Source organism: Candidatus Halocynthiibacter alkanivorans (assembly GCF_003333265.1).
In the GTDB taxonomy this organism is placed as follows: domain Bacteria; phylum Pseudomonadota; class Alphaproteobacteria; order Rhodobacterales; family Rhodobacteraceae; genus Halocyntiibacter_A; species Halocyntiibacter_A alkanivorans.
In genome coordinates this window covers 1-1,635 of record NZ_QOLB01000004.1, presented here as the reverse complement: position 1 = coordinate 1,635, position 1,635 = coordinate 1, and the positions used below count along the sequence as shown (strand labels likewise).

At 46.8% G+C, this 1,635-nt stretch carries 2 protein-coding genes; both read right to left on the bottom strand.

All coding sequences use genetic code 11. From position 1 onward, the window contains the following. Positions 1-410: 410 nt before the first annotated feature. On the bottom strand, positions 411-779 hold the full coding sequence (locus tag DWA01_RS00030; RefSeq protein WP_114283602.1) for a cytochrome c: 369 nt from the start codon (positions 777-779) through the stop codon (positions 411-413). 47 nt (positions 780-826) lie between these two features. Beyond that, entirely contained in the window at positions 827-1,177 is a 351-nt protein-coding gene (locus DWA01_RS00025; protein ID WP_136057619.1) for a hypothetical protein, read from the bottom strand. Positions 1,178-1,635 lie beyond the last annotated feature (458 nt).

The window sequence follows — 1,635 nt, the reverse complement described above, 5'->3', positions numbered from 1 at the left end:
TTACGTAAGTACACTGGCATGGTGGCCGGGGTCATTTGCTTTACGCCCGGCAGTCATAACATATAGGGAACGTTCGCCCTGGGACCGGTATTTATTGTCAGCCTGGGTGAACTGCTCACCCATGGCAGTAAGGCTGCCATGCAGGGTGTTGTCCCCTTGATGTTGGCCCTGTTTCTAGGGGCGCTAATCTTAACGGTGCAAGCCTTTTGGAGCAGTAAAAAAACAGCCTAATTATATTGTTTTGTATAACGGCGTAAGAATGAATATTTACGTCGTTATTTTTTAGGCTCAAATTCCTCCCCGCGATAATCGGTATGGCAACTACGACACCCTTTATTGGCAAAGCGCCCCATCTGTTTCTTAATTTTTTTGTAGTTACCTTCTTTAGCCACTCGTACAAACTCCCTCGCCTAGCTGCGCATGTCGGTGACCTTGGCCACAAAATCATCGGTGAGCTTGCCGTTTTTATCCCAAATATTATCGGTAACACGAGACTTGCCTCCGGCGGTGCCAGCTGGAAACAATATCAACATGTCATCGGCCATGGCGGCCAGGGCTTCTCCATGGGTAATAATATGTTTGAGGGATAATTTGCTTTTAATAAGCAGTTTAATGGCCTTGGCGTGTTTGCCCTTGGTTTCCATAAACAGGTTTCTGTAACGCATCATGGATGAGCGGTCTTTATCAGAGGCGTAAACCTGCGAGCTCAGGGTAAACCCGCTGAGGCTCAATAATAATATGAGGGGTAATGAAACCAATAGCTTGTGATGAACATTCATAGGGTTACCCTGTGAGGTGGCCAATTATGAGCTTGGGATATTGGCCACTAGCGATCCCCCCCACCACTTCGATCGTGGGAGCACTTAAGGGAATAGTTGATGGTACCGCTGTAGCGTTTGTCGTTAGGGGATTTAGCATCTGCCAGCCAAAAGCTATTGATGCTGATGTTCATAACGACAAAAGAGGGGTGATTGTCTTCCGGGCACTCAATGGAGGCCTCGCCCATGGCATCTTCATTGTTGCCGGTGGCGATATCTTTACTGAGCTTAACCGCGTCCTCAAAAGCCATCTTCTCACTGCTTCTTAGTGGTGTGTCTAAACTTTCTTCCACTACGAGGGCAGATACTCCAGAGACACAAATTAATCCCAGTACCAAAATAGCAAACACGTGTTTCATGGCTATCCCCTTCATTTATGCGCTGAATAGTTGCTACCTAGTATCCATTTTAGCTTAGGTGTTTTGCCATGTTCCGCAAGCTCATATTGCGCAAGGGTACTGGTTATAGTTACCAGTTATAAAGTTTTCATTAATAGAGGCAAAAGAGCATCTAAGGGCCTTTAGGTTTATAAGACTATAGTTAGCTGTATGGCAAATATAAACCCATTAGGCTGGTTAGCGGTTGTTATGGTGCTAACCAGTGCTTGTAGCGACCCCAGGGTTCACCCTGCACCTCATGAAATGTATTTTCAGGTGGGTTTGTTTGGCCATGGGCGTGGTGTACTGGGCGATCTAGAACTGAACTACTTCGGTTTGCAAAGGCGCTGCGACAGTTGTCACGCTAATCAGGTAGACAGCCATGGTGACCTGGGTACTTGTAATCGTTGCCATCAGCCGAGTTTCCTTGGATGGCGCAA

Excerpts from the sequence above, each read along its gene's own strand:
- DWA01_RS00030 (WP_114283602.1), bottom strand. The coding sequence starts at position 779 with ATGAATGTTCATCACAAGCTATTGGTTTCATTACCCCTCATATTATTA.
- DWA01_RS00025 (WP_136057619.1), bottom strand. The coding sequence starts at position 1,177 with ATGAAACACGTGTTTGCTATTTTGGTACTGGGATTAATTTGTGTCTCT.